The sequence below is a fragment of the Chitinophaga sp. Cy-1792 genome (assembly GCF_011752935.1).
Classification (GTDB): Bacteria; Bacteroidota; Bacteroidia; order Chitinophagales; family Chitinophagaceae; genus Chitinophaga.
Genome location: NZ_VWWO01000001.1, coordinates 2,575,166 through 2,599,904, shown reverse-complemented (window position 1 = coordinate 2,599,904; position 24,739 = coordinate 2,575,166). Strand labels below are relative to the sequence as shown.

General features: G+C 42.6%; 20 protein-coding genes and 1 tRNA gene. 11 read left to right on the top strand and 10 right to left on the bottom strand.

Annotated features, from left to right (window positions below):
• The first annotated feature begins 686 nt into the window (after positions 1 to 686).
• From F3J22_RS10615 to F3J22_RS10605, 3 genes are all read left to right on the top strand, one after another.
• A complete protein-coding gene (locus F3J22_RS10615; protein ID WP_167016885.1) occupies positions 687 to 1,880 on the top strand; it encodes a hypothetical protein in 1,194 nt (397 codons plus the stop codon).
• The gene (locus F3J22_RS10610) at positions 1,877 to 4,261 is read left to right on the top strand and encodes a hypothetical protein (RefSeq protein WP_167016883.1); all 2,385 of its coding nucleotides are present in this window, start codon (positions 1,877 to 1,879) and stop codon (positions 4,259 to 4,261) included. The genes F3J22_RS10615 and F3J22_RS10610 overlap by 4 nt, the downstream gene beginning before the upstream one ends.
• A 94-nt stretch (positions 4,262 to 4,355) precedes the next feature.
• Positions 4,356 to 4,919 carry a hypothetical protein gene (locus F3J22_RS10605; protein ID WP_167016881.1) on the top strand — a complete coding sequence of 188 codons (564 nt, stop codon included), beginning with the start codon at positions 4,356 to 4,358 and terminating at the stop codon, positions 4,917 to 4,919.
• Positions 4,920 to 4,936: 17 nt separating this feature from the next.
• On the opposite strand, the gene F3J22_RS10600 is transcribed toward F3J22_RS10605, so the two are convergent.
• The 5 genes from F3J22_RS10600 to F3J22_RS10580 form a co-directional block, all read right to left on the bottom strand.
• Complete coding sequence (locus F3J22_RS10600; RefSeq protein ID WP_167018396.1) at positions 4,937 to 5,245, bottom strand: hypothetical protein; 309 nt, start codon at positions 5,243 to 5,245, stop codon at positions 4,937 to 4,939.
• Between the two features lie 327 nt (positions 5,246 to 5,572).
• Entirely contained in the window at positions 5,573 to 8,056 is a 2,484-nt protein-coding gene (locus tag F3J22_RS10595; RefSeq protein WP_167016879.1) for a chondroitinase-B domain-containing protein, read from the bottom strand.
• A gap of 356 nt (positions 8,057 to 8,412) precedes the next feature.
• Positions 8,413 to 9,009 carry a CPBP family intramembrane glutamic endopeptidase gene (locus F3J22_RS10590; RefSeq protein WP_167016877.1) on the bottom strand — a complete coding sequence of 199 codons (597 nt, stop codon included), beginning with the start codon at positions 9,007 to 9,009 and terminating at the stop codon, positions 8,413 to 8,415.
• 344 nt (positions 9,010 to 9,353) lie between these two features.
• Positions 9,354 to 9,788, bottom strand: a complete 435-nt coding sequence (locus F3J22_RS10585) for a hypothetical protein (RefSeq protein ID WP_167016875.1) — start codon at positions 9,786 to 9,788, stop codon at positions 9,354 to 9,356.
• Positions 9,789 to 9,938: 150 nt separating this feature from the next.
• Positions 9,939 to 10,823, bottom strand: coding sequence for an NAD(P)H-binding protein (locus tag F3J22_RS10580; RefSeq protein WP_167016873.1), 885 nt, complete (start codon positions 10,821 to 10,823; stop codon positions 9,939 to 9,941).
• Between the two features lie 82 nt (positions 10,824 to 10,905).
• On the opposite strand from F3J22_RS10580, the gene F3J22_RS10575 reads away from it, so the two are divergent.
• Positions 10,906 to 11,301 carry a helix-turn-helix domain-containing protein gene (locus F3J22_RS10575; RefSeq protein ID WP_167016871.1) on the top strand — a complete coding sequence of 132 codons (396 nt, stop codon included), beginning with the start codon at positions 10,906 to 10,908 and terminating at the stop codon, positions 11,299 to 11,301.
• A gap of 124 nt (positions 11,302 to 11,425) precedes the next feature.
• Entirely contained in the window at positions 11,426 to 12,832 is a 1,407-nt protein-coding gene (locus F3J22_RS10570) for a hypothetical protein (protein ID WP_167016870.1), read from the top strand.
• A gap of 52 nt (positions 12,833 to 12,884) precedes the next feature.
• Here the strand turns inward: F3J22_RS10570 and F3J22_RS10565 are convergent, their stop codons facing one another.
• Complete coding sequence (locus tag F3J22_RS10565; protein WP_167016868.1) at positions 12,885 to 14,957, bottom strand: beta-L-arabinofuranosidase domain-containing protein; 2,073 nt, start codon at positions 14,955 to 14,957, stop codon at positions 12,885 to 12,887.
• 319 nt (positions 14,958 to 15,276) lie between these two features.
• Here F3J22_RS10565 and F3J22_RS10560 point away from each other — a divergent pair, with 319 nt between their 5' ends.
• The gene (locus tag F3J22_RS10560) at positions 15,277 to 16,053 is read left to right on the top strand and encodes an alpha/beta hydrolase (RefSeq protein WP_167016866.1); all 777 of its coding nucleotides are present in this window, start codon (positions 15,277 to 15,279) and stop codon (positions 16,051 to 16,053) included.
• A 59-nt stretch (positions 16,054 to 16,112) separates the two neighbouring features.
• On the opposite strand, the gene F3J22_RS10555 is transcribed toward F3J22_RS10560, so the two are convergent.
• The gene (locus tag F3J22_RS10555; protein WP_167016864.1) at positions 16,113 to 17,033 is read right to left on the bottom strand and encodes a hypothetical protein; all 921 of its coding nucleotides are present in this window, start codon (positions 17,031 to 17,033) and stop codon (positions 16,113 to 16,115) included.
• A 386-nt stretch (positions 17,034 to 17,419) separates the two neighbouring features.
• Positions 17,420 to 18,745 carry an ATP/GTP-binding protein gene (locus F3J22_RS10550; RefSeq protein WP_167016862.1) on the bottom strand — a complete coding sequence of 442 codons (1,326 nt, stop codon included), beginning with the start codon at positions 18,743 to 18,745 and terminating at the stop codon, positions 17,420 to 17,422.
• 123 nt (positions 18,746 to 18,868) lie between these two features.
• Between F3J22_RS10550 and F3J22_RS10545 the strand changes: the two genes are divergently transcribed.
• Genes F3J22_RS10545 through F3J22_RS10535 form a run of 3 tightly spaced genes read left to right on the top strand, consistent with a single transcriptional unit; the run spans position 18,869 to position 22,573 of the window.
• On the top strand, positions 18,869 to 19,729 hold the full coding sequence (locus tag F3J22_RS10545; RefSeq protein ID WP_167016860.1) for an AraC family transcriptional regulator: 861 nt from the start codon (positions 18,869 to 18,871) through the stop codon (positions 19,727 to 19,729).
• 35 nt (positions 19,730 to 19,764) lie between these two features.
• The gene (locus F3J22_RS10540) at positions 19,765 to 20,559 is read left to right on the top strand and encodes a response regulator transcription factor (RefSeq protein ID WP_167016858.1); all 795 of its coding nucleotides are present in this window, start codon (positions 19,765 to 19,767) and stop codon (positions 20,557 to 20,559) included.
• A 55-nt stretch (positions 20,560 to 20,614) separates the two neighbouring features.
• Positions 20,615 to 22,573, top strand: coding sequence for a M1 family metallopeptidase (locus tag F3J22_RS10535; protein ID WP_167016856.1), 1,959 nt, complete (start codon positions 20,615 to 20,617; stop codon positions 22,571 to 22,573).
• 89 nt (positions 22,574 to 22,662) lie between these two features.
• On the opposite strand, the gene F3J22_RS10530 is transcribed toward F3J22_RS10535, so the two are convergent.
• Positions 22,663 to 22,818 (bottom strand): hypothetical protein, encoded by a 156-nt coding sequence (locus F3J22_RS10530; protein ID WP_167016854.1) that lies wholly within the window; start codon positions 22,816 to 22,818, stop codon positions 22,663 to 22,665.
• A gap of 98 nt (positions 22,819 to 22,916) precedes the next feature.
• On the bottom strand, positions 22,917 to 23,249 hold the full coding sequence (locus F3J22_RS10525) for a hypothetical protein (protein WP_205195176.1): 333 nt from the start codon (positions 23,247 to 23,249) through the stop codon (positions 22,917 to 22,919).
• A gap of 225 nt (positions 23,250 to 23,474) precedes the next feature.
• On the opposite strand from F3J22_RS10525, the gene F3J22_RS10520 reads away from it, so the two are divergent.
• Positions 23,475 to 23,558: transfer RNA gene (locus tag F3J22_RS10520), tRNA-Leu, on the top strand.
• A 237-nt stretch (positions 23,559 to 23,795) separates the two neighbouring features.
• Positions 23,796 to 24,461 (top strand): hypothetical protein, encoded by a 666-nt coding sequence (locus F3J22_RS10515; RefSeq protein ID WP_167016850.1) that lies wholly within the window; start codon positions 23,796 to 23,798, stop codon positions 24,459 to 24,461.
• Positions 24,462 to 24,739 lie beyond the last annotated feature (278 nt).

Sequence of the window (24,739 nt, the reverse complement as noted above, 5' to 3'; positions counted from 1 at the left end):
AAAAATTCTTTCCTTCACTTTTTTCCGCGTTCTCCCGATCTTGAAAATTGGCTCAAATCCTTACTGACACGGCATGTTATTAGTGCCAATGGTTGTACTTTCAAAATCATTGGCGCATGAATTTCCTGAAACGTAAGAACACAACCGGCGATAAAACGTAATACTATTACGACTTTGGCCGCGTCCGGCCACTGGCATCTTCGTATATACGAAGCCGAAAAATCAGACACAGAAGAACCATAAAGAGACTGGCCCATTATACTAATACAATTTATAAATCTCTTTGGTTAGGAGCGATGTAAGTTACAACTACGATTACACCATATACTTTACACAGTTATCTTAACACTCCCTAAAATAATGAGTAAACACGAGAGATTAATAGAGATAAAAGAATTCCACTCACCGTGCATTGATTCTTTTAAACTATGTTGATTTTCAATATTTTATATTAAATTTTAATTAAACTACCTCTAATTTAACCTCATACCTTCGACAATGGATAGTCTTTTTTTCTATTTATTAAAATCAATCGTAAATTCATCAAATATTGCCATATTGGTAATCAATATTGAATGGTATAAGTTTTTAGAATGAGAATATGAAACAACTCTAATTAGTAACAAGATTAACAGGTAACAATTAGTAATTAGGACAAGGAGAACATAATACGGAAAATGGAATTTATGAATACTATAGCAATACCTCGCAGAATAGGATTTGCGGAGATTGAACAGGTGATAACTGAACTAGATAGACTTACCGAAGGTTGTAATCTCGTGCTACCAAGAAGGTTTGAATATAGAGGTTTTGGAATTCAAATTTCACTCATTCAAATTGTTTTTAAATGGATGAGAACTGGAAGTTCAGGAGCATTAGTTGTTCCAATAGATCAGAATGACCCAAAAGGTCTTAAAGAATTCGCCGAGTCTTTTCTCGGATATATCATTCTATTAACGGTTTGGAAAAATGTTGACATCATAAACGAATCTGGGGAATCGATTAAACTAAATTTCCGACCATATACCTCTGAAATGAACAGGAAAATTGAGTTTTTCGATGAAGAATTACCTAACAACGAGATTTTCATCCCATGTTTTGATCATTACTCAAAGTCAAAAGGGCTCTCCCATTGGCTCTATCCTGACTACGAGAAATTTGCCGACGCTCCATCAGTATTGGATAATACCATTTATCGTGCCTTCCAGCGTTTAGGAAAAATCTATAAAGGAAGGCTCAATTCAGCGATATCTCCAGTTGAGGACGACATTGAAAAAATTCTTTGGGAGTTATTGAAGAATACTGATGAGCATGCGCGACATGATTACTTGAACCAGGTAACCCTTTCCCCCAATAGCCGTGGTATGTCCATGGAGATTATAAGAAGTAATCGAAAAAAATTTACTGAATATGCCAATCATGAAGGCTTAAAGCACTATTATGAAAATGCTGCAGACAAGCAAGACAGCTTCTTTCTTGAGATTTCAGTATATGATAGTGGTCCGGGGTTAGTGAAAAGATTTTTAGGAAAACATTGGGCCAACGATATTGATATAAACGAGGAAGTCAATGTAGTAAAGCAATGTCTAAAAAAGGGAGCAACATCCGTAGACACATGGAAAGGAAAAAATAAAGGCTTTGGTCTAAATGCGGTTCTTGAACTCCTTACTAAGCTAAATGGATTTCTGAAAATCCGGACTAATCGATGTTCACTATATCGAGATTTGATTAGGTACCCACATGCTGAAGTTGAAAACGCTTCTGACATTGTACTATTTGATTGGAGCACGAATTCCGAGACTGAATTTACATCAATGAATAATGTCGAAGGAGCTGTTTTAACAATGGCGTTCCCCTTACCCCAAAATAACCATGAATGAGGAAGTGTTTTATCTATAGTTTCACAACAGAAATAGCAGAACCAGGGCAAGGGAAAAAACTCCAAAAGGTACTAGTTATTTTTTTTCCTTATAAAAGCCTAATGTCCGATATTTCAGATATCCAGGTTCAACTAAGAGAATATTTTTTCAACAATACTCTGCCAGACAAGGTATTTGTTATATGTTTTGATTATAACAGAGACGACGTTCTAAAACTGTTCGAAGCAGGCTCTAGCCTCCACGGCTTCATTCCTAAGTTCGACATTGATCATACAAACAACAACCTTATTGTAGGCTGTATTACGAAGAACGGCAAGATAGAATCCGTTTTAGGAACAGTTCCTGACAGTCCATTGTTGAGAGAAATGTTGAATCGTGGATTAGTAAAAATATTTAATGAGCGAGGCGGACTTATAGTTTCCCAAAATGGTGCTCATCACTTTGTATTCCCGTCGGGAAAGCATTGTGACCGATTCTTAAGAACTGGAAATGTCCTCATAAATGGAGCTGAAGTACTTTTTATTGCAGCTAATATTGTCCTCCATTTTAAATGTACGACCTTTAAAAACATTTATTGCGACACCAGTTCCATAAACTCCTTGGCGTTCGCATTTATATCAATTCTCAAAGAACTTGGCGTCACAATGGACATTGTGCATGTCGAGAGTTTCGGATCCTATGAACTGTTTGAAAAATCCACGTTCAAGGCGAGCAGAAACAGCTTGTTTTTAATCTCCTCGTCTACTTCAGGAAGTATCTTAACACGGATGACAAGTAATAAAGCGCAAAATATAGCGCTTGAAAACATTGTTGTCATCTACGGTCTTTCTGTCGAACAGCAATATGCAGATCAGGTTCTTTGTGATTTGTCAGTTGACAAGAATACTAATCCGGAAGGCTTAGACAAATTTGTGAGCTACAATGTAAAGAAAGGAGATCAATGCAAACTTTGTCATGATGGTTCAACACCAATAAAAGTAGAGGGGGACGTATTCCTTCTTGAAAAGCCAAACGTCAAGGGGCATAGGATTACAATTAATGATCAGCCTGCATTTTTGAAGTCCTTTGGCGATTTTTATCGCAGTTCGAATGGGGACCAGAGTATAATTCGGGCATTTCATAAGGAAAGCAGTCCGAATGATAAAAGGTATGAGGTTTACATTAACCTGGATGCGCTCTTTGAGAAATGGCCCGCTAGAAAAAGTGATCCTTTCTTGTTTAAAGGCATATTTGAAAAGCTGGAGAAGCTTGTCCTACAAAACATCCCTGCTGCTCTAAAATATATGGTAGTTCTTCCGGACAATGCTTCATATATGCTTGCGAAGATAATTGCAGATATAATTAGAGAGAATGGGGTCAAGTTCGAAGACGAAAAGATTCTCCCAATAAATGAGTTGGGTAAAATTAACAAAGATGATCAGGGAGCAATTGCAGTAGTGAGTTCGTCAATCGTCACTGGAGGGAACTTACTTTATCTGAGCCGAGCACTACGAGAATACGAAAAGACATATCGCAGGATGTTTTTTACATTCTTAATGCGTACTGAAGGGAAGGAACACCTTGAGTTTCTAGAACTAAATCTTGGCCAAGGGGAGTTTGGACGCGGAACACATAAAATTGTAAATGTCGAAACCATATATTGTACGCAAGAGGCGATCAAAACGCCTTGGCATCTTGAACTAGACTTTGCAAAGGAGTTTCAGGAATTCGCCGAAGGAAAAGATGGCTTTGACACAGCAAGAAAACACTTCGAAATCCGTGAGAAGGAACTAAATGAGTGCGGAACGAAGTTCGGACTAGACGCTACGCTGTTTTTTCCATCATTCACCGGCAATTCACTAAAGCTTAATAATGGCTTTGCATTTGCCCCCCCAAAGAGAAATTTTGATTATGCAACACAATCGGAAGTATACTTCATAATTGATTCTATTCTTAATGAAATGAGATCAAAAAAGACTTTATCGCAAACGGAATATGTGCGAAACCTTATTGAACCTGGAAACTTTGTCCGGTACAATGACGGGATCATACAAGCTTGTATATTGCGTGCGGCGACTCGAGAAGAACTAAAATATCATCTTTCAGATGAAATGTCAGCGCAAATACAGGCTATTTTAGGCGATATGATCTTGCATCTCGGAGATGCCCACGCCGAGGCAGTCACAGAATTTTTCTATGCCATCTGCATTAAAAAACTTCGGCTACCTGAAGATGTGATAAAAGACTGTATTACCTTGCTTGAAAGTCAAGAGATTTATAAAAAAAATGATTCCATCCTTCACGGATTAGTTGGATTTATAAAGATCAAAGTGTTAGAAACGCAGGATATTGCTGTAAAATTTAAGGATGTTGACAAAGCTATTATAGAAATGAAACTGTGACATGAGGGACAGAATCCCTGCCTGTTGATGGTTTTTAAGACATACCCAAGTTAGAGTAAAATTATTCCAAGTTTTAAGTGATAAACTAATTTTAATGAGTTATAAAATTCCAGTTTTTCTGAGTTACCCAAAGCCCTATAACAAAGCGCAAGAGATATTCATAACCAAGGTAAGTGTTTACTTGGAATCGAGGGGGATGGTAGGCAGAACTCTAGGCGTTACCGATTATGACATACAGGAACCTCTAACAGCAATTAGAAGGTTAATGTTAGAGTCCAATGGACTTATTACAATAGCGTTAAGGAGAAATCTAATAATCAATGGAAAAGGTAAACCCGACAGTGATATTGGTGAGAAGGCCTATGACCTAAATGAACAATGGTTTACTAGTCCTTATTGTCAAATTGAACCAGCTATGGCCTTTCAAATTGGATTGCCAATATTGATTTTTCGAGAAAAAGGAGTAGTAGCGGAAGGACTACTAGAAAAAGGTGTAATCGGAAACTACATGCCTGAAATTGATATAGATCGTCATAATCAGGATGATAATTTTGATAGATATTTCGCAGGACATGAGTGGCAACAAACAATAGGTACTTGGGAAGCTCTTGTTCGTACAGTTGTTGTAAACAAAGGGAAACCTCCAAAACTTTTCTAGCTAACTAATACGGTATTTTACATTACTTTTTTTATGTCGACAGGTGAAGAAGTGCCAAAAAGTGTGTGAAAGAAACATGCTTCAGGATCATATTCAGCAAGCTCAGCATCTTTGATACCCAGTACATTCCTGGCGAATTCAATCACCATGTGTTGGAAACCACCACAGGTTCCAAATGTCGGAACATTGTGCTCCCTGACAAATTCAATCAGCTTCAAGGCACCTGCCATACTTTTATATGGACTGCCAGGCGCAATCCAGAATCCACTATATTCTCTGATAATCGCCTCAAAATCATTTTCGATGATATCCGTAGAAACCCTCAGCCACCAATTTGAGCCCTAACTTATTGTTTACCTGCTCAATTGCATCGTTGGTTGCTGCATGCGGCCTGAAATTTTCATTAAAATCTCTGATGATAGCTAATATTAACCATATTATTATGCATTTTTTCTTTCTGAAACACAGTTCCATAAGTAGATAGGAGAACTTTACGTAGTCAACTACATTTATTATAAATGTATAGTTATTCCAGAATAATTTTATTTCTTTTGAAAAATACCTCCTCCACTTCTTCCCTAAAACACCACGGGAACCACAGCACCTCCCGGCACCGCAGTTCCCGTAAGAAAAAGCATTGTTCCACCTTATTACTATTGCCGGCTAATACGGCCTGTGCTTAGCTTGCCTTCATTATTTAGAATTAGCAGGTAACTACCACCGCTCAAAGCAGACAACGGCACCGCATAGGTATGTCTGCCGGCAGGAAGTTTTCCTGCCATTACATTCCGGATATATCTGCCACTTACATCATATAGGTTCAGCGTTACACGAGCAGGTTGTTTGAGGGTAAACGACACGGTGGTCTGCGCACCGGCAGGATTTGGATATACTTCCAGTGTCTCCGTTACCATTGCAGTTTTGGCAGACAAAGCAGTAGCATCGGCTGAGGTCAGGCTACTGGCGGTGATGACCTGTACTTCTGCATAACTGTTCCAGAGGTTAATGCTGTTGCCGTGCCCGATAATTCGTACATACTTGCCAGATACCGCACTGAAATTGAACGTTTCCAGGGCCGTAGAAGTGCCACTGCTCACTAGTCCGGTGGCAGCAGTGGTAAGGTTGCTGGTATCATTCCCCACCTTTACATCGAAAGTACTGGTGCGGCTGGTACCACTGACAAAAGCGATCTTTACGCCCGTTACACTTTGCGTACTTCCCAAACAAAGCTGTATCCACTGGCCGTTGCCATTGGCCGACCATCGGGTATTCAGATCATTGTCCAGGACATTGGCAGGCACATTGCCATCATCCGCGCTGGCGATTACCGGCGTGCATCCATTGTCGGAAACAATCTGTACTTCGGTGAAACTGTTCCAGGCATTCAGACTATTTCCATGACCTACAATACGTATATACTTTGCCGATACAGGTGTAAAAGAGAAGGTTTCCAAAGTCCGGGAAGTGCCACTGCTTACCAGGCGGGAAGCTACGGTACTAAAGCTGCTGCCGTCGGTACTGGCAAGAATATCGAAAGTACTGGTACGACTATTACCGTTATAGAAAGCGATTTTTACGGCGGAAACACTGGTGATGCCATCTAAGCAAAACTGTATCCATTGTCCGTCGCCGCTGGCAGACCAACGGGTAGCCGTATCTCCGTCCAGCACGTTTGCTGCCACATTCCCATCATCTGCGCTGGCACTTGCAGGCATGCAACCCGTCGGTATGCCGGTGCCATTTACACCTACCATGGTAGAATCTAAAATACGTGCAGTAACAGTAGCAGAAGAAACTTCATCTGCACCAATGTCGAAAGTACCGGTACGGGCCTGACCATCCATATCTGTATTCAATGTAGTATATGAGCCGGTGGCGGCATCGATAGCCGGGCTACCAGTCTGCAAATGGTAAGTACCGGTTGCATCTCTTGACAGCAAAGGATTAGCTGTTGTATAGGTTCCTGCAGGAACTGCGCCAACGCCATTAGTACTGTACAGTAAATTATTACTCCAGGTAGGATTGGTATAAGGTCCGGCAATAGAGGCTGCAGGGCCCCCACCTTGTATAATGTTGTTCACAAATGTGGTATAGGTTGCGCCCAAACCTCCGCTGCGACCACTCTGCACATAGTTTGTAGCGCAATTAACAAGCGTGTTAAAAGCAATCAGGCAACGGTCAGGTCTGTCGTGACTGGTAAGTGCAGCACCATCCGCGACTTCCCCATCTCCATTCCCGATGTTAATTCCCGGACTGCAGTTTTCGAAATAATTGCTATAAATTTTATGGTCATCACCAAAAATCCGGATACCTTGTGTATTCAGAAAATAGTTGCCATACACCACACAAAAATTGCCATGACGCAACGTAAACTGGGATACACAATCTTTGATGGTATTATATCGCAAGGTGACAGCGGACGATTTTACTGAGATCATTTCATTCTCCCCCTGGCAGGATTGAAACAAATTATATTCTACAATACTGTTGGAAGAGGATAAGCTGTAACCACTCAACCCAAACTGCAATGTTTCTGCACCATTGGCGGTTTGCGGTTGCTGATCATAAAAGTAATTGTGATGAATGTAGAGACGTTGTGCAATCTGGCTCCCGCTACCGCGAACGGCAATGAAACGTCCCATTGCATTTTTGTGCTGAAAGGTATTATAATCTACCTCATGATCGCTACCATTCAGCAACAGGTTTTCACCATCGCCGGGTGTTTCAAATACATTGCGGGTCCAACGGCAGAAACTTGTGCCGGCAGCCATAGTGGCCTTTGACGCATTAAATTTAAATACGAAACCTTTGATAATAATATATTTCGCCGGACTCGCTATGCTAATACCGGCCGTACCATTGATTTCTACACCTCCAATTGTTTGTGCCTGGATGGTAATAGGCAAAGCAGCTGTTCCCTGCTTGCTAATGGTGATGTTGGAACTGGCAGTATAAACGCCATTGGCCAGAATGATTACATCTCCTGCTACCGCATTATTGATGGCGGTTTGCAGCGCAGATAAAGAAGAGACATTGACAGTAGCAGCAGATAATTGCATAGTACAGCATACCGACAGGATCAATAACAGCCACCTGTGGGCATGACGGGTTAACCGTGTGTAAATTACGGGGATCATTTGGGTGATTTTAAGATGATGATTGATTCAGGTTTACACAACTACTCCATTGTGTGACAAGACTCACACACTATTCTCATAAAGTGGAACAAACGTTTTTCTATCCTGAAATTAGTAAAAAAAATTAGAATTGCAAACGATTGCATAAATCAGCCATTTTAGCCCCAAATACGCTACAGCAAAGTATTAGAAGGTAAATTTACAAATAATATTTCTTTCGCTATTTATGGTGCTGTTTTAACATAAAAGTTTGCTATGAGTTTTTTATGTAGAAGATGGATGTGATTCGCTAAAACAAAAACGTCTGTAAGCAATGCTTACAGACGTTAGCTATAAATCTTCTCAAAAAATACCAATTAAAATATCATCGCCAATGCCTGCGGAAAAACATTAAACAGGTTATGGAATACAATTGGCAACACAATACTTCCTGTCCTTTCCCGGAGCCAGCCGATAACCAGTCCGATTGCGCCTGTAATAAGTGCCGGCGCCAATGCAAAATGTATCGCTGAGGCATCATCGAAATAAAAGGAATGTCCGCCGCCAAAAATAACCGCCTGAATCAATAGTCCCCAACCCACACTGGCGCCGAGAATCCTGACTCTGGAGATAAATATCTTATTCAGCAATCCCAGGATAATCCCCCGGTAAATCAATTCCTCCGACAGTCCTGGCATTGTTAGTTCATACCAGAATTTCTCAGCGTTGAAATGAATACTCTTAATTCCACCGTCAGTACTGATATCCCACCATTGCAGTCCGATACCCAACAAGCAAACAATTATAAATGCAGGCCAGGAAGAACGCTCTACTTTCCATTCGAAACCTGCTTCTTTTCTTGTCAGGAAAGATGTACACAGGATAAATAGTACTCCCCATAATATACTCAGGAATTTCCCCTGCCAGTTCCAGTCTAACTGGTTGAGGAATTTTAAAGGCAGATTAGGTAACATTGTTACCGCTGTATCCAGCAGCAGAAGCCCCAATAACAACGGGATCAGTTTTCGATGAGTCGTTTTTGCAAACAGACAGCATAATAAAATGACTACAGCACAAAATGCAATGCCAATCAACGAGATAATAATTGTTTCTTTCATTGGTATAATAATATCGCACCAAGCTAAAAAAATTTCTGCACTAACGCAACGGGGTATACGTATTTTCACTTAAACAGGTGGTGACAGTATTCGAACAATCAGGATTCCTCCAGACTATCTTAAAATTAAAATCAGCTACTACCTGTTGTTACAAATAAGCATGGCTGCAAGATTTGGAATCTGCAGCCATGATTATTTAATTATACTGTACCAATGGTACCAATCTCTCCGGCAACGGCTGTTCTCTTTTTATACTTGAAATAGGCGTAAATATTAAAGCCCAGCCAACAAGGCACCGCCACCAGGAGGATATAATAAAGACGTAATCCCAGGCAAAACATCAGATACAGACTCAGGTAACCTATGTTAATACGCATTGTTGCCAGCAGAAAGATCAATCCAGGTATCACATGTGTAAAAATGAACAAGATGCTATTTAGCTTGATGGCTCTCTTCCGCTGAAGCATCCTTTTCTTATTAAAAGCATATGCTACCGTACGTATTATGCGCCGCGTATCCTCCTCCTCCAGTCCTTTTAAGAGCAGCATGTTGTGTAACTCTTCATCACTTTTGTAGTGATCGGTCATTCCCAATACATATTGTACATTTTCGTCGAGTTCTTCCTGGGTAAGCATAAAAAAATTGGTCGTTGGTTAAATATAGGATTCGATTATTAAATATAAACATTTAACAATATATATTAATCCATCACAACTCCAATATGTTTATACCCTTACCAGTACAGGATATGTACAGAATCAGCAATACTTTTCTACTTATCTTGATCACACAACTTCGTTATATGCAAATGCAAATTCTTTCGCAAATGCATCAAATTTTATTTTTCCGGATAAGGTAGTTCTCTCTTCAAAATATGGTTTTAGTATACTCCCGTTTTGTAAAGCCTTGCCCATATCTATGACATAGGTGGTGGCCATTTCTGCTGTCATACCCTGCTGTACCAGACTTTGCAGCATGGCATCATCCGGAAATCTCACCCAGTTCAAATCAGGATTGCCAATAGCAGCCCCTAAATGTTGTGCGATTTCTTTTCCTGTAACTTCATCACTCACGATATACTTATAGGATTTACCGTGAAAATTCCGGTGATGCATGGCCTCAAAGGTCGCTGCTGCAATATCCTGCGGGTGCGACAATGCCAGCACGATGTCTGCATCAAAATTATTACCGATAATATGCTGCTGTTTTATCAGGTCGATGAAACCGTAGAAATTGGAATAGAACATACCAGGGCGCAAGTGCAGCACGTGTGCAGCCAGTGCACTGAAACGGTTCTCATTATGATGGTTTGCACCAGCAGGACCAGGGCCATCGGGCAAATGCGCTCCTATCCCACTCAGGTTTACAACAAAAGGAACATTGTTATTTTCTATTGCGGCTGCATAGATTTCGCCTACGCTTATAATCTGTTCTCTGGTACCATAGTTTGGCGGTACCATCGTATATACTGCGTCTACACCCTGAAAAGCGTTGTTAATAAAATCGATATCATCTACCTTGCCTATCAAAGGCGTTGCACGGAGCTGCGCAATAGCGTCCGCCCTTTCTGCATTGGAGGTAATTACATTTACTTCATGTCCGGCTGCTATCAATTGCTGAACGAGGACGCGGCTGATATTGCCTAAGGAACCAGTTATTGTTGCTTTCATTTTTGTCGTTTTTAAATTGCTTGTACAAAAGTAGATTTGTACTTACTTTTGTACAAGTACTTACCCTTTAGTATGTATAACCATGACAGCAATTAAAGCGACATCCGTCATCCAGGAAAATAAGACAAACGCCTTTGCAGCCTGCCCTGTAACATTTGTAATGGAGCGGATTGGCGGCTACTGGAAACCCATTATCCTGTTCAACTTACTAAGCGGCACCAAGCGGTACAGCGAATTAAAAAAGACGATCTCCACCATCACGGAGAAAGTGCTGATACAACAACTGAAGCAGCTCGAGGCAGACGGACTCGTAATACGAAAATCCAAACCGGTAGTACCTCCTTATGTCACCTATGAGCTTTCCGCTACCGGCAAGGCTTTACGACCTACATTATTTGAGATGGCACAGTGGGCAGTTAAAAACGGGGGTAAACAGTCGAAGCAGTTTAAAAAACAGATGGCGGATTTCCCGGAGTAGTTACAATTTCAATATCAGTTATACAACAGCCAGACAAAGCAACGTCGGGCATTTGCCGTTCATAGAAAATACCATATTGGCAATCCGCGTTGAGTATCTTTATAAAAAGAAAATTGTCGGGACTATGCATCAACTAAAATTCGGCCTGTTGATTTTTATGTGTATCAGCAATTTTACACTTCATGCACAAACAGGTAGCATACAGGATATGCCTGTCATAAAGGAGGAAATAAAATTCGTACAGCCCATTAAGTGGTCCCGGTTCAGGTCTATGCCGGCAGGAACGCCTCAACGCGTTCTCATGGGTAAAATTCTATTGAATACGAATAAATATGCACTCACAACCTGGTGGGAGAAACGCGGGTTCGCCGGCATCCCTTTCCAGCAATATTTAGACCTGCAAGGCATCACAGAACATAAAATCCGCCCTGTTGCCGCAGAAGCAGAGGCCCTGGCTACTTCACTGAAGACAGGCTTATATCAGCCGGCATACACAGGCATTTCCGTTAAAGAGGCCACTGATAAAACGTTACAGCTCATCAGGAGTCTGGCACATGCACACCTTGCCAATACACCCAATGGCTGGGGAAAAGCCTGGCAATCGCCTTTATGGGCGGCCTATACGGCTTTTGCTGCCTGGTCTATGTGGGATAACCTGGATGCCTATACGAGAAGTGAGGTACTGGCTATGATAAATACGGAATGCAGCTGGGTTATGAGTAACAAAGGCACACCTGCAATAAAAACGTACAGAAATAAAGCCGGAGAGATTATCAGTCCGGGAGATACCGGTGCGGAAGAAAATGCCTGGGATGCCTCCATACTAGGCGTAGCATGTGCCATGATGCCAGCATTGCCGCAGCAGACAGCCTGGAAGGAGCAACTGATCAGGCTTTCCCTCAATGCCATGGCCCGGCCATCGGATGTAGCCAGTAAAGAACTATATACCGGTATCACGCTAAGCTCGTGGCTTACCGGGTCTAACATCAACGAAGATGGTACGGTTGTCAACCACCATTTCATTCATCCGGATTATATGACTTCGCCATATGAGCTGAATTCCACCAAGTTCTTCTGGCTGGCGGGACTTCCTGTACCAAAGGCTTTTGCACTGAACAGCGATGTTTTATTTCATGCTTTTGCAGACCTGAAATTCAATGCCAATGACAGCATTACCGGAGGACGCGTGCAAAGTCCGGGTGGCACCATTTTCAAAAGTGGATCAGGGGAAATTTTCTATCCGATAGGAACAGACTGGGGACAATTGCGCAGGATGAATTTCGCCCTGTTTAACTGCTCTGCTACGGTGTTTACCAATGATTCACTGGTAAGAAACCGCGCTTCAGATTGGGAACTGCGGCAGGCACAGGTGGTGCTGGATATGCAACATCGGTTTACGGACGGACATACCTATGCCGGCAAACAGGAAGATAGCTATGCCTCCTGCGAAGAATGGGTCGCTGATGCCTCCATGACGGCCTACATCCTCGAATCGCTGAAAACACTGGGCAAACCGGTGTTTGCCAATTAATAAAAGTTATTTGAAAGCTCGTCTCTACTAAGTAGCGACGAGCTTTTATATTTTACCGGGTTACCGGGAAAGCGGTAATTCTTAACCTCGCGGCGCCCATAGGAATCAGCGTTATTGCTTCTTCTTTTGCGGCAGTTGCCACAGGGCTTTGCGGCAGCACGGCTGTCAGTCCGGTGGAATCCAAACCCCAGGCAGGAATTCGTTTACCCTTTGCCGTTATTTCTACCGGTGCATGACCTGTAGCGAACGGATTATTATCTGCCGGCCAGGGTTTGGCATGAACAGAAAACGACTTTTCAGGATGTTGGCTGTCTATTACCAGGCCATAATTCCATGGTGAGCCGGCAAAGATTTCATACGATGGCCATTTGGCCGGATCGGCACCCTCCTGCCATTTGGAATCCCATATAGCAGTAGCTTTGCTATCTTCTTTATTAAAATCCTCCCGGATCTTCAGGGAATAGGTTAGCGGCCCGTAGTTTACACTGACACTATGTTTATTTTTCTCCCATGTTCTTACCTGTAATGCCATAGGTAGTTTTAGGGAGATAATATCCCCGTTTTTCCAGACATGCTCCAGTTTGATATACTTCCCTGCTATAGCATTTTTCATAACGATGCGGCCATTTACTGAAACACTGCTGTTGGTCGCCCATTCAGGGATCCGCAGGTACAGCGGGAAAGCTACATTTTTCTCCATCGACAGCCTGATATTCACCGCATCTTCAAAAGGGTATTTTGTAACGGAGCGGAAGGTAACGGTAGTACCATCGCCCACCTGCGCTGAAACGTCCCCTTCCAGGTAATGCTGTGCAGCGATTCCGTTATCCGGAGTCGCCATCCAGCTATGTTCCAGGTAGTATACCCAGCCCGCAGCATGGTTATGCTGGCAACAACGGCTGCTGAATGGGTTCATCATCAGGAAAGGCCCTTTGTTATCGATTCCGGGATGGTGATTTTTGCTATCGCTTATGGTCATATTGGGAGCGGTCAGGTATCGCAGGGCTTTGTAATCAGGCATAAAGGCCGCCGGGAAGGTATTAAAAGCCACATCTTCTGCATTATCCGCCCAGAGCGGGTCGCCGGTGATCCCCAGCAGCATGTTATCAGAGGTCATTTGTTCCACCATACCACAGGTTTCAACGGCCTGTCTGGGGTCATCATATCCTTTACGAACATTCTCATCTCCGCCGAACATACCACCAGGTACTTGTCCGAAGCCTTCCCTTATCAGTCTGAAGTTATTATAAGTGGCGGCCAGATCGTTTTGATTACCGCTTTGCAGGAAGTATTGGGCGGGTTCCCGGAAGCACTGCGCAATATTTACGTTATGCCAGTTGGGAAGATTGTCTTTTTGTCGCCAGTTGGCGGTATTGCGGTCGATTTTTGTGGCGAGGTCCAGCAGGAATGCATCGCCTGTTCTGTTGTACAGCCAGTAAACGGATGAAAGTTCATCGCCACCGCGACTGTTTTCCCAGTAGTCTTCCAGGAACTTATCATCCGGGATGGTGAGTTGCCATTTGAAGTACTTCGTCATCAGATCTAGTACCCGCTGATCTTTTGCGTATTCATAATAAGACTGCAGGCACCACAGCATGGGCATATTTGTCCAGAGGTCGCGTTTGCCGGCGCCTTTTTCCACATTGGGGCCGAAGTCGCCGTTATCACGCTGGTTGTTCAGCACGGCTTCTATCCAGAACTTAGCAGCCGCGATCATATGCTGATCTTGGAGTACGTAGCCGATATTTGCATACCCTTTGAGCCAATAGGGCAGTTCCTCCCATCCATAGGTACCTTTGCCTTCCTTATTAAGCCAGGCATTATCTTTTTTAGATAACCAGATACTGATTTCACCAAGATGACCGGTGAGACCGTCTCTTTGCAGTTCCAGCTGCTTTTTTAGCCAGCCTCCCGGGGCAAAGGCCGTGACCGGCAGTTTGATAAAATACTGCGGTTGTAAGGGCTGTTTATTACTTGTGTAATAAGTATTTACGGATGTAGTTACCGGTCGGGCAACTGTTGATACCTGTAAATCATCTTTATATACATTTTTTACAGCAGCAAAACCGGAGAATACGATGATACCAAGGGCTGCAGGTAATAATTTGAAGTTGTATTGTGGCATATACTACTAGCGGTTTTATACAGCAGGCTGCTGCCATGTTTTCATAACGAGGATACGTGGTCATCTAAAATAATAAATAATACCAGGATTTTACACCCGTTTATTTTTATTGAGATAATGCGGAGGTTGGTTATCAGGGAGATGCCGGTCAGTCTTTATAAGAAAATAATTACCGAATTTTGCATTCATTCATCATTTCAGTTTAAAGGGGAAAAAATTACAAATAAGCGGGAAAATCCCACACACGCACTCATCTTGCATCTTCCCATCTTTGTATCAACAAAACAAAAACAAACAATCACCTCAAAAATCAGAAAATATGAAAACGAACTCCTTAAAACTCAGATTCCTGGCAGTAGTATTTGCCCTGGTTGCTGTAGCAGCTTTCTCCCTCAAAGCCAGTGCACAAAAGATTAAAAACGTCGTATTGGTACATGGCGCATTTGCGGATGGTTCCGGTTATAAAGGCGTATATGAGGCCCTAACCAAACAAGGGTATCATGTTACGGTAGTACAAAACCCGCTGACATCCCTGGAAGACGACGTCACTGCTACCAAACTGGCGCTGGACAAGCAAGATGGCCCGGTAATACTGGCAGGCCACTCCTGGGGAGGAGCGGTAATAACACAGGCAGGAAACCATCCCAAAGTAGCGGCACTGGTATATATCGCTGCATTCCAGCCAGATAACGGAGAAACCGCCTTACAATGGTTTCAGACAGTCAAACCAGCCCCTGAAAACGGTGTATTACCTCCGGATGCAAATGGTATCGTTTATTATGACCGCGCAAAATTCCATGCAGGATTCTGTGCTGATTTAAGCAAGGAAGAAGCCGAATTCATGTATGCCTCACAAGGTGCATTTTATGGAAAATGCTTTACCACGCCGATTACAGATGCAGCCTGGAGAAACAAACCTTCCTACGGTATCGTTGCCACTGAAGATAAAAGTATTGCACCTGAAATAGAACGTAAAATGTATCAACGTTCCAATACAAAAATCACTGAAATAAAAGGTAGTCACGTGGTATATATTTCACAACCACAGAAGGTAGCAGAAGTAATTATCAAAGCCGCCAGAGAAGTGAGCAAATAAGACAACTGTATATTCAGCAACAAGCGGCCTGTAAGTTAAACTTACAGGCCGCTTGTTTATTATTTACCGGTAACGAATGTTGCCATTTTAGGGATCATGTGAGCGAGACATACACCGATATTAAATGCTGCGGTGAAATTCTGCGCTTCTGTTTTCACGTTGCCATTGACATCCTTTCCATTTACGTCGGCGTCAAAATATCCTTCACGATCAGTGATACCTGACATAAACACGAACGGTGCATTGCAGACCAGGCGGATGACACCATGCGTTGTTTCCACAGAGCCTACGGGCAGCTTATTTCCTGTAGCAGCCAGCTTATTCAGGCCTTCCGTATCTGAGGTGGCGTAATCTGCATAATTGGTAATATTCACCACGCTGACGCCTATATAGTTTTTATCGGCCATCACCTGGATATTATCCGCCGGATTATTGAAAGGCTTCAGCAAATGGGCGCCTATTGCCTTTGCAGTGGTGTCGTCCAGGAGTTTAAAGAAGTCAGGCGAAATAGCAGAAGAAAGCACCTTTTCAAAGTCTTGCGGGTCATCCCATACGCTTTGCGGGTTTTCTCCTTTAGGGTGAAAGTTATGAATGAAAATATTGCTACCCATCGTTACACACCCGTTATTATTGGTGTTATTGAGTCCCAGCGCAGCAGTACCTAAAGCTACCACCAGGTCAGGCTGCTCCGTACGGTATTTCAATATCTTCGGCAGGCTTTCATGTTTACCCTGTGAACTGGAAGGATTCCATTTTGCATCCATGATATCCTGGATACACCATAGTTCGATGGTAACGTTTTGAAAAGTATCCCAGACAGCACGTGGCTGGGCGGTTCCAGGTTGAAAAGTCCAGGGATAGTTGATACGCGAAGGATTGGGCAGTTCTGCGGGGCGCATTTTTACATTCAGCAAAGCATTTAAAATAGGTTCTACTTCCCACGATTTGTTACCAATTAACAGGACTCTTTTAATACTCATGATCTGGAGTTTTTTTTTAAAAAAAAAGAATGGAATAATGAGATGAGGATAGCTGCAGGATGCAACTTCAGATTTCGCAGCTTATAACATCGGGAGCGGGGAAATGTTCAGGGGTGTAAAACAATTTTTATGCTGGTGAGATAATTACATTTTTATTTCGATACCAAGTAAACTGAATAATTTGTATAATTCAGCAACTCCACGTCTGGGGCTTTTGGGGTTGTAACTTCCACGCCTGGAAAGACCTTGCCACTTCAAGTAAAAAATCATTAAATAGAGGTACCGGATTTTCAAAAGATCTTAGTTTATCCAGGTACCATTTTTCTGTTTCACCATCCACCACAATCGCATACACCTTTCTGCCGGTACCTTTTTGGGGTCTGTTTTTATTTCTCATGGTGGTTATGAATATAATAATCGCTCAAAGCTGGCACAGCCCCAAGTTTACCGGATTTGTAGGCATTAAATACAGAAAGGGTATCTCTCACTACACTGCTGTCAAAATCGCTCAGTTCGTAAAGCTCAATACCGCCCTCGTTTTTTCTTTCTGTAAACCAGATAGCATCTTCCCGCAGCATATCTCTTTCCATGAGCAGTTCGCGATGATGTGTGGTTACAAGCAATTGAGATTTGGTTACATTCACAAGAAACAGCAACAGGAAATGTTTAATAAGATCGGGGTGCAGGGAAGATTCCAATTCATCAATTAAATATACCTGCGGCAATTCCAACATCTTGCTCAATACCCCACTAAACTGAAAATATCTTTTAGTACCCTGTGATTCCTGATCATAGGGTAATTTATATTTTTTTACTTTGTTATCTTTTTTGATTGCATGCTCGAATAACACCTCTATTTGTTCTATTGTATCTGCATCGAATATGCCTGTATTTCTAACGGTTGCTGCCAGCTGCCGGCTTAATAAATTCGCCAGCTGCTTCACGTTTTCGTCTACCTGCTGCACCTTCTTCTCTACAAAAATATCCACAATACCCAAATCTGCCTTTTTTAGAAATTGTAACACATTTAATCTGCTGTGCACATTTTCTGAAATATAATCGTTAACATCATAAAACAGGTTGGTACCAGGTTGAATCCAACCATTTAGTACATCAATAAACCATTCTGTGGCCTCTCTCATTTCTACAGAGTCCACATTTGTTCTCAGGAAGGTACTTAATACCAAATTGTTCCAAAGCGTATTGGTTATAAGCGTATTTGCCTCCGCTTTTTTAATTTTTATCTTACTTCCAAACTTTATAGTAGATAGTTGCCTGTCGGCATTTGTAGCTCTTTCAAATACCAGCGCCTTATTCGGGTTATAATGGATCAGTTTTTCCTGCAAAACAGCATCTCTGCTTACAGCAATTTCGTATAGATACTTACGCCCGTTGCTGACAAACTTCAGTGAAAAGGTAGTAGGAGCCTGCTGCGTTACTTCATCAAAAAGAAACGGTTCAAATTCCAGCTTTTCTGTCTTTTGCACCACAGGATGTAAAATCATACTTCTAAGTAAAACCAGCGCCTGCAGGATGGTGGTTTTCCCGGAACCATTTGCCCCGTAAATAACTCCCAGTTTAAGCAATTTAACGCCTGGCATGGGTGATATCAGATAAAAATCCTCTAGTCTTTTTGAATTCTCCGGTTCAAAGGTAAGTGTAACCTTATCTTTGATCCCTTTAAAGTTCTGTATCGAAAATTCAATAATCATACATTTTTTAGTCTAAATCTGTAAGTACATTACGAATTTACATAAAAAACACATAAAACACACCCTTTAAACATCTTCCACATTTTCGTATATTCGGTTCCCCACCCGCAAATCGCTAAAAATATGAAACTTAAAATATCAGATGCCAGAACAGGCGGAGAGCTCCTTCTTTTTAAAGATGAACACGGATTTGACAGGATGCCCTACATCCGCGATAAGTTTCATAAATACTTCACCATCGTATGGAATCCCGGCGAAGACCAAACCGTTACCATCGACGGCAACGAAAAAGAATTCCCTTCCAACTCCCTGCTGACACTGCTCTTCAACCAGACTTTCAGCTTTGAAGACGCTTCCACCCTGATCGCCTGGCAATTCAACCGGGAGTTTTACTGCATCATAGATCATGACAGTGAAGTCAGCTGTGTGGGGTTTCTCTTTAGCACCACCGATCACCTGCTTATACTGCTGGAAGAACATGCACAGGAAAAATTAAAACTCCTGTCTGACATCTTTATAGAAGAACTAAAAACAGCAGACCATATCCAGCATGAAATACTGGTAGCACTGCTTAAAAGGTTAATCGTCTATATAACCGGACTGGCTAAACTGGATTATGTTCCGGGAAAAAAGATTGATGAATCGAGGTTTCATACCATACGGAAGTTTAACTTGTTGGTAGAAGCACATTTCAAGTCGGAACATATGGTGAACTTCTACGCACAACAGCTCTTTAAATCTCCCAAAACTTTATCGAATCTGTTCGCGCTCTTCAATCAAAAATCACCATCACAGATCATACAGGACAGGATCATCCTGGAAGCGAAAAGGCTGTTATCCTATACGGATAAGTCGGTAAACCAGATCACCTATGAGCTGGGATTCAATGATGTCCCTTATTTTTCTAATTTTTTTAAGAAGAAGTGCGGTCAGTCGCCCTCCGAATTCAGGAATATTTTACCTGCAGAAAAGCTGGTACAATAAGCACTCAGCTTCCCTGAAAAGAGTATCTTTATAGTATGAGTATTGTTTTGTCTGCCGGACACTATTTTGGTAAAGAACAACAGTGTAATGATGCTGGGCTGTTCCGACTAAACATTACCGACTATCAACCTGAAACGCTTATCCAAAAACATTATCATGAAAATGCCTATCTAAGTATGCTGCTCAGTGGCGGCTACCGGGAGATAAGTACTAAAAGCGAAGATATCATACTTCCGGGTGAAGTACTGTTCCGCCCTGCCGGATATACACATGCCAACCATTTCCATGAACAACCCGGGCGCTGCCTTAACATAGAATTCAATCATGAAGCATTAAGGGAAATCCTGCCGGATCACCAGCTGCCTGCGTCATTGCAACATTTCAGGGCAGGTGTACTGGAAGACCTCTACAAACTGCTCTATCATTTTTTTCATGACCCCAATAGTGATTTATCGGAGGAATATATCCTGCATTGTCTTGCCGACATGACCGCCGTTGTGATTCCTTCCCGGCTGCCATGGTTCGGCACAGCACAAAAAATACTGGAGAACGACTTCGATACACACCATACCATCAAATCACTGGCCGCGGCTGTTTTTGTACACCCCATCTACCTCGCAAGAGCCTTTAAAGAACGTACCGGCCTCACCGTTGGTGAGTACCAGCTAAAAATGAGGACCCGCCGGGCCTTACAATTACTGATCACCACTGCTTTGCCGATAGCAGATATCGCCTACGCAGCGGGATTTGCTGATACCGCACACCTGATACGCTCCTTTAAATCGAAATACCGCACTACTCCCCTTCAGTTCCGGCGATTGCTGAAATAGTTAATCTGGTACAATTTTTTTCGAACCGGCTGGCGTTTCTTTGTAAAAAAAGAACATGCGCCGACTAATAGCCCTGCTTTATTTGTTATCTCCGCTGACGCTGTTTGCATGGCAGCAGCCAGACTACCAGCTTCATGTCAATGCAGACCCGCAACATAAAAGCTTTACGATAAAAGGCACCCTTACCTTTGAAATCACCCCGGATTTTGCAGACTCCGTTTCTATTACCATCAGCAAATCCAAAGGCCCCGCAGACGTACAATTAAAAGGCGCCGCTGCCAGCATGGATACCAGTCTTAATAGTTCCGGGGATATCGTATACCACTGGCGGTTCAGGCATCCGCTGAAGCCCGGGACTAAGTTAACCTTCAGTTATGCCTACGACCGTGGGGATGCTCCGGCGTTTCAGTATTATATGGACAGCAGTTTTATAATGGCTGGCGGCTATGGCGCTGCATGGTATCCTCAGCTGATGTTGCGTGCTGCTGACGGTACGGAAGATTGCAGCCGTGCAACTGCTACCATTCGTGTAACCGTTCCTGTTGGCATGATGCCCGTAATGGCTGCCAGCAAGGTTTCCAATAACAAAGAGACCTATGAATTCCGATATACCAGACCCGATATTTTTTCTTTGTATATAGGGAGATATACCCGCAGCGAATACCAGGACAAGATCCCATTCTATGTTTATAGCATGAGCAATACCGGCAATCACGACGATATCTGCCGAAAATCAGCCGCAGTGCTGGATTACCTGACCACACTTTTCGGCGGCCTTGATATTCCGAATTTCTCTGTCATCGAATTTCCGGATGTGGTATCAGAAAAGACAGGCATTGGCGGAGCCAGCATCTTAGGTGGCGTAGTGATGCCTGCCAGTGCGCTCCGAACATTCAATTACGGCCTCTTCGGCCATGAAATCGGCCATCAGTGGTGGGGAAATAAGGTGCTGGCCAAAGGCAGTACCGGAAATGATATGATGTCAGAAGCCATGGCGCAATATGGCTCACTACAGGCAGTCATGCATTTTGACAGTGCCCATGCCATGCATTACCGCACCACCGGCTATCCCGGATACCTCCCCGACCAGAGTGGCATAGGCTACCTGAAAAATGTAGCTGCCGGCAATGATGAACCACTCCGGCAACTTACTAACGGCAACGGCCATATCCTTGGCGACAGCAAAGGGTTTCTCGCCTGGGAACTGTTGTCCAACATCACCGGCAAAGCTACATTCCATAAAGCCCTGCAAACAATCGGTGATAAATACAGCAAGACAGGTATCAGCTGGAATGAATTCCTTCAGGAAATAGCTGTTGCTTATGGCAGCGACCTGCAATGGTTCTATCAGCAATGGTTTGACCGCGGAGGCGCCCCTAAATGGGAAAGCACCTGGCAGCAGCAGGATAAGATATTGCGTCTCCACATCACGCAGCAAGACAGCCTGTACCAGCTACCGCTGGAGGTTTTGATTACCTGCAGCGATGGTTCCACTACCTTGCAGCATATCCAACTGCAACATTCCCGGGATGAATTTCAGCTTCCGGTGAGGGGCACCGTAACTTCGGTGAAGGTTGATCCATTTTTTAAAGTGCTGCATTGGGATGAAACCCTTACCCCAATGGCTGTTGCGCAGGCAAAGGTGATACGTGTCATCAATCTTCGGATACAGCAAAAGCCTGAAGAAGCTGCAGCGCTGGCAAAGTCTTTCCTGGCGGAAGGCATCCCTGATGATCAGTACGGTGTTGTTTTTTCGCTGAATTTCCATCTGGGAAGGATCAGCACCGCAGCAGGAAAACCGGCGGAAGCGCTGACATATTATCTGAATGCGCTACAGTGTGCCTCCCGTCCGGCGGAATTGCTGGCATATACCTATTACCGCATTGCGCAGCTGGCTGCTTCCACCAACAACAGCGAACAATTGGAGTGGGCCTGCAGGAATGCCCTCATTGCCGATGAGGCTAACAACAAGTATGATAATATAGAAGAGAAAATAAAGCAGCTGAGAAAATAATTCCCGGTCCAGATAAGCAAAACAAAAGCCTGCATTGATAATCAATGCAGGCTTTATTCATATATGCGTTACCGTATTTCCGGCAGCGCTTAACATCCACGGCAGCTAAGCAGCATGGTATGAATCGGATCACAAGGGTTGTCAGGATCAGCGGTGAGCCGGCCCCCACCAGCTTTATCTATTTTAATCAGACCTGCGATCCGGATTTTGTTTAACTGTAATTTTCGTACTACCTTCTTTTTCATAATTATGTGATTTAAAGGTTATGGAAACAGGTAACCAAATTAAGCAATACGGTGGGTTCACTGCCTCACGTAAAGAAGGGATTTTACTGCGTGATATTTTATTTAGCAGGGAATGTTTTATTAAGATGATCTAAAACAGTATTTGTCCAATCCTGGTCTTCCTCAGCAATAATTAGTGTTTTAAAATCATGGCGTTCGCCTTCCATGGCTACTCCGGGAGAATCATCTACATGAATATTAATATTAAACGCAGGCGGATATTTGGAGATATTCCCTCCCATTGTTCCCAGTGTTTTATCATGAATTGCTTTGTTTATTATTTTGTTGATGCCGATGCCGTAGCTCAGAAACAGCTGTCTGATATAGCGCGGTTTCCTGTAGGATGTAGTGTAGATATAGATTTCCCACTGCCTTTTCTTAAGTTCCTTCATAAGAGGTATGGTTCCTGCCCTCAGCTTTTCGCGACAGATTAGTCTTTGCAGTATATGCTGCGGCGTTACCGGAAACCGTTTCATACCAGGTATAAGGGTATCATCCAGATCGAATGAAATGATCATTGGAAATTTTTTTTTCAAAATAATCAGATTCAATGCAAAATAAATTTTGAAAATAAAAATGAGTGCTTATCTTTGCAACCCTGAAACACAAAATCAGTTGCCCAGATGGCGAAATTGGTAGACGCACTGTGTTCAGGTCGCAGCGCCTGCAAGGGTGTGCTGGTTCGAATCCAGTTCTGGGCACTTGGAAAAATCCTGTCTCTACTCAGTAGAGACAGGATTTTTTGTTTACGGTTGTCTTATTTTGTCTTTTTCATTCACCCATCACGACACAAATCTGACACACGAGATAAGCCTACTTTTCTCTCCCGAACTGCTTCCTTTATCTCTTTTCACCGGATAATATCCCACTTCGTCGGAAATCAGTTCGCCAAAACGCTGCTATGCTGTTCTTTTGAAAGAAAATAAAAGGAATAGCAAATGGGAAATTTACACCAATTAAGTATTTTGCTACATATTCTGGCGGGTAGCGGGGCTTTAATCATCGGAATGATCGCCTTTCTTGCAAGAAAAAATACTAAACAACATACCAGGTACGGCTTCGTCTTCGTATGGTTAATGGCTATAGTGGTGATAACAGCACTATTTGGCGTGTTTGTATTCAGAAGAAATACATTCCTATTAGTATTGACCATGCTTAGCGGATATAATTGCTTTAGTGGCATACGAGCAATTTACCTGGGAGGACAGCAACCCCGGTTTATCGATTATTTGGTGCCTGTTATTGTAATATCATCGGCTACATACTATTTATATTATATTAATAAGATTGGATTATACTGGTCACCTGCTGTTATTTATCCTACAATAGGCGCATTATTTGTGCTGACTATATACGACGTATGCAGGGGATGGATGCCAATAACGTTCTTACAAAAATCTTTTATTTACGAGCATGTTTATAAAATGATTGCAGCGTATATGGCGGCAGCCTCCGCATTTAGCGGCACAGTATTTCCTCAACTCAAGCCATATAGCCAGATTTTACCTAGTTTATTGGGATTCGGATGGATAATGATTATTTTCATATCACTTCGCAAAAGAAATTTGCCAAAGAAAAATAATCAGTTAAAACAAGTATATTAAAATGCGCCTCGTCATAAAAATCCTCTCCATATGTATACTTATAGGGCTGGCGTTTGGCTTATATCTGTATTTTACAATAAACCATCGTCCTGAGCAGATATATATAAACGTGGTATCAAATATTTGCATTGGAGGGTTATTATGCATTTTGATTTATAAGCGTCAGTATTTTACCTGTTATTTGCAAAATCCTGCCGGAAAAATCATTATCATCCTATGTTTGCTCATTCTGGTGGCATTGGCTGGATCTGAGCTCACCTTGTTGCTCCGTGCGCTCC

Coding starts and splice junctions, on each gene's coding strand:
- F3J22_RS10615 (WP_167016885.1), top strand. CDS start 687: ATGAATACTATAGCAATACCTCGCAGAATAGGATTTGCGGAGATTGAA.
- F3J22_RS10610 (WP_167016883.1), top strand. CDS start 1,877: ATGAGGAAGTGTTTTATCTATAGTTTCACAACAGAAATAGCAGAACCA.
- F3J22_RS10605 (WP_167016881.1), top strand. CDS start 4,356: ATGAGTTATAAAATTCCAGTTTTTCTGAGTTACCCAAAGCCCTATAAC.
- F3J22_RS10595 (WP_167016879.1), bottom strand. CDS start 8,056: ATGATCCCCGTAATTTACACACGGTTAACCCGTCATGCCCACAGGTGG.
- F3J22_RS10590 (WP_167016877.1), bottom strand. CDS start 9,009: ATGTTACCTAATCTGCCTTTAAAATTCCTCAACCAGTTAGACTGGAAC.
- F3J22_RS10585 (WP_167016875.1), bottom strand. CDS start 9,788: ATGCTTACCCAGGAAGAACTCGACGAAAATGTACAATATGTATTGGGA.
- F3J22_RS10580 (WP_167016873.1), bottom strand. CDS start 10,823: ATGAAAGCAACAATAACTGGTTCCTTAGGCAATATCAGCCGCGTCCTC.
- F3J22_RS10575 (WP_167016871.1), top strand. CDS start 10,906: ATGACAGCAATTAAAGCGACATCCGTCATCCAGGAAAATAAGACAAAC.
- F3J22_RS10570 (WP_167016870.1), top strand. CDS start 11,426: ATGCATCAACTAAAATTCGGCCTGTTGATTTTTATGTGTATCAGCAAT.
- F3J22_RS10565 (WP_167016868.1), bottom strand. CDS start 14,957: ATGCCACAATACAACTTCAAATTATTACCTGCAGCCCTTGGTATCATC.
- F3J22_RS10560 (WP_167016866.1), top strand. CDS start 15,277: ATGAAAACGAACTCCTTAAAACTCAGATTCCTGGCAGTAGTATTTGCC.
- F3J22_RS10555 (WP_167016864.1), bottom strand. CDS start 17,033: ATGAGTATTAAAAGAGTCCTGTTAATTGGTAACAAATCGTGGGAAGTA.
- F3J22_RS10550 (WP_167016862.1), bottom strand. CDS start 18,745: ATGATTATTGAATTTTCGATACAGAACTTTAAAGGGATCAAAGATAAG.
- F3J22_RS10545 (WP_167016860.1), top strand. CDS start 18,869: ATGAAACTTAAAATATCAGATGCCAGAACAGGCGGAGAGCTCCTTCTT.
- F3J22_RS10540 (WP_167016858.1), top strand. CDS start 19,765: ATGAGTATTGTTTTGTCTGCCGGACACTATTTTGGTAAAGAACAACAG.
- F3J22_RS10535 (WP_167016856.1), top strand. CDS start 20,615: ATGCGCCGACTAATAGCCCTGCTTTATTTGTTATCTCCGCTGACGCTG.
- F3J22_RS10530 (WP_167016854.1), bottom strand. CDS start 22,818: ATGAAAAAGAAGGTAGTACGAAAATTACAGTTAAACAAAATCCGGATC.
- F3J22_RS10525 (WP_205195176.1), bottom strand. CDS start 23,249: ATGAAGGAACTTAAGAAAAGGCAGTGGGAAATCTATATCTACACTACA.
- F3J22_RS10515 (WP_167016850.1), top strand. CDS start 23,796: ATGGGAAATTTACACCAATTAAGTATTTTGCTACATATTCTGGCGGGT.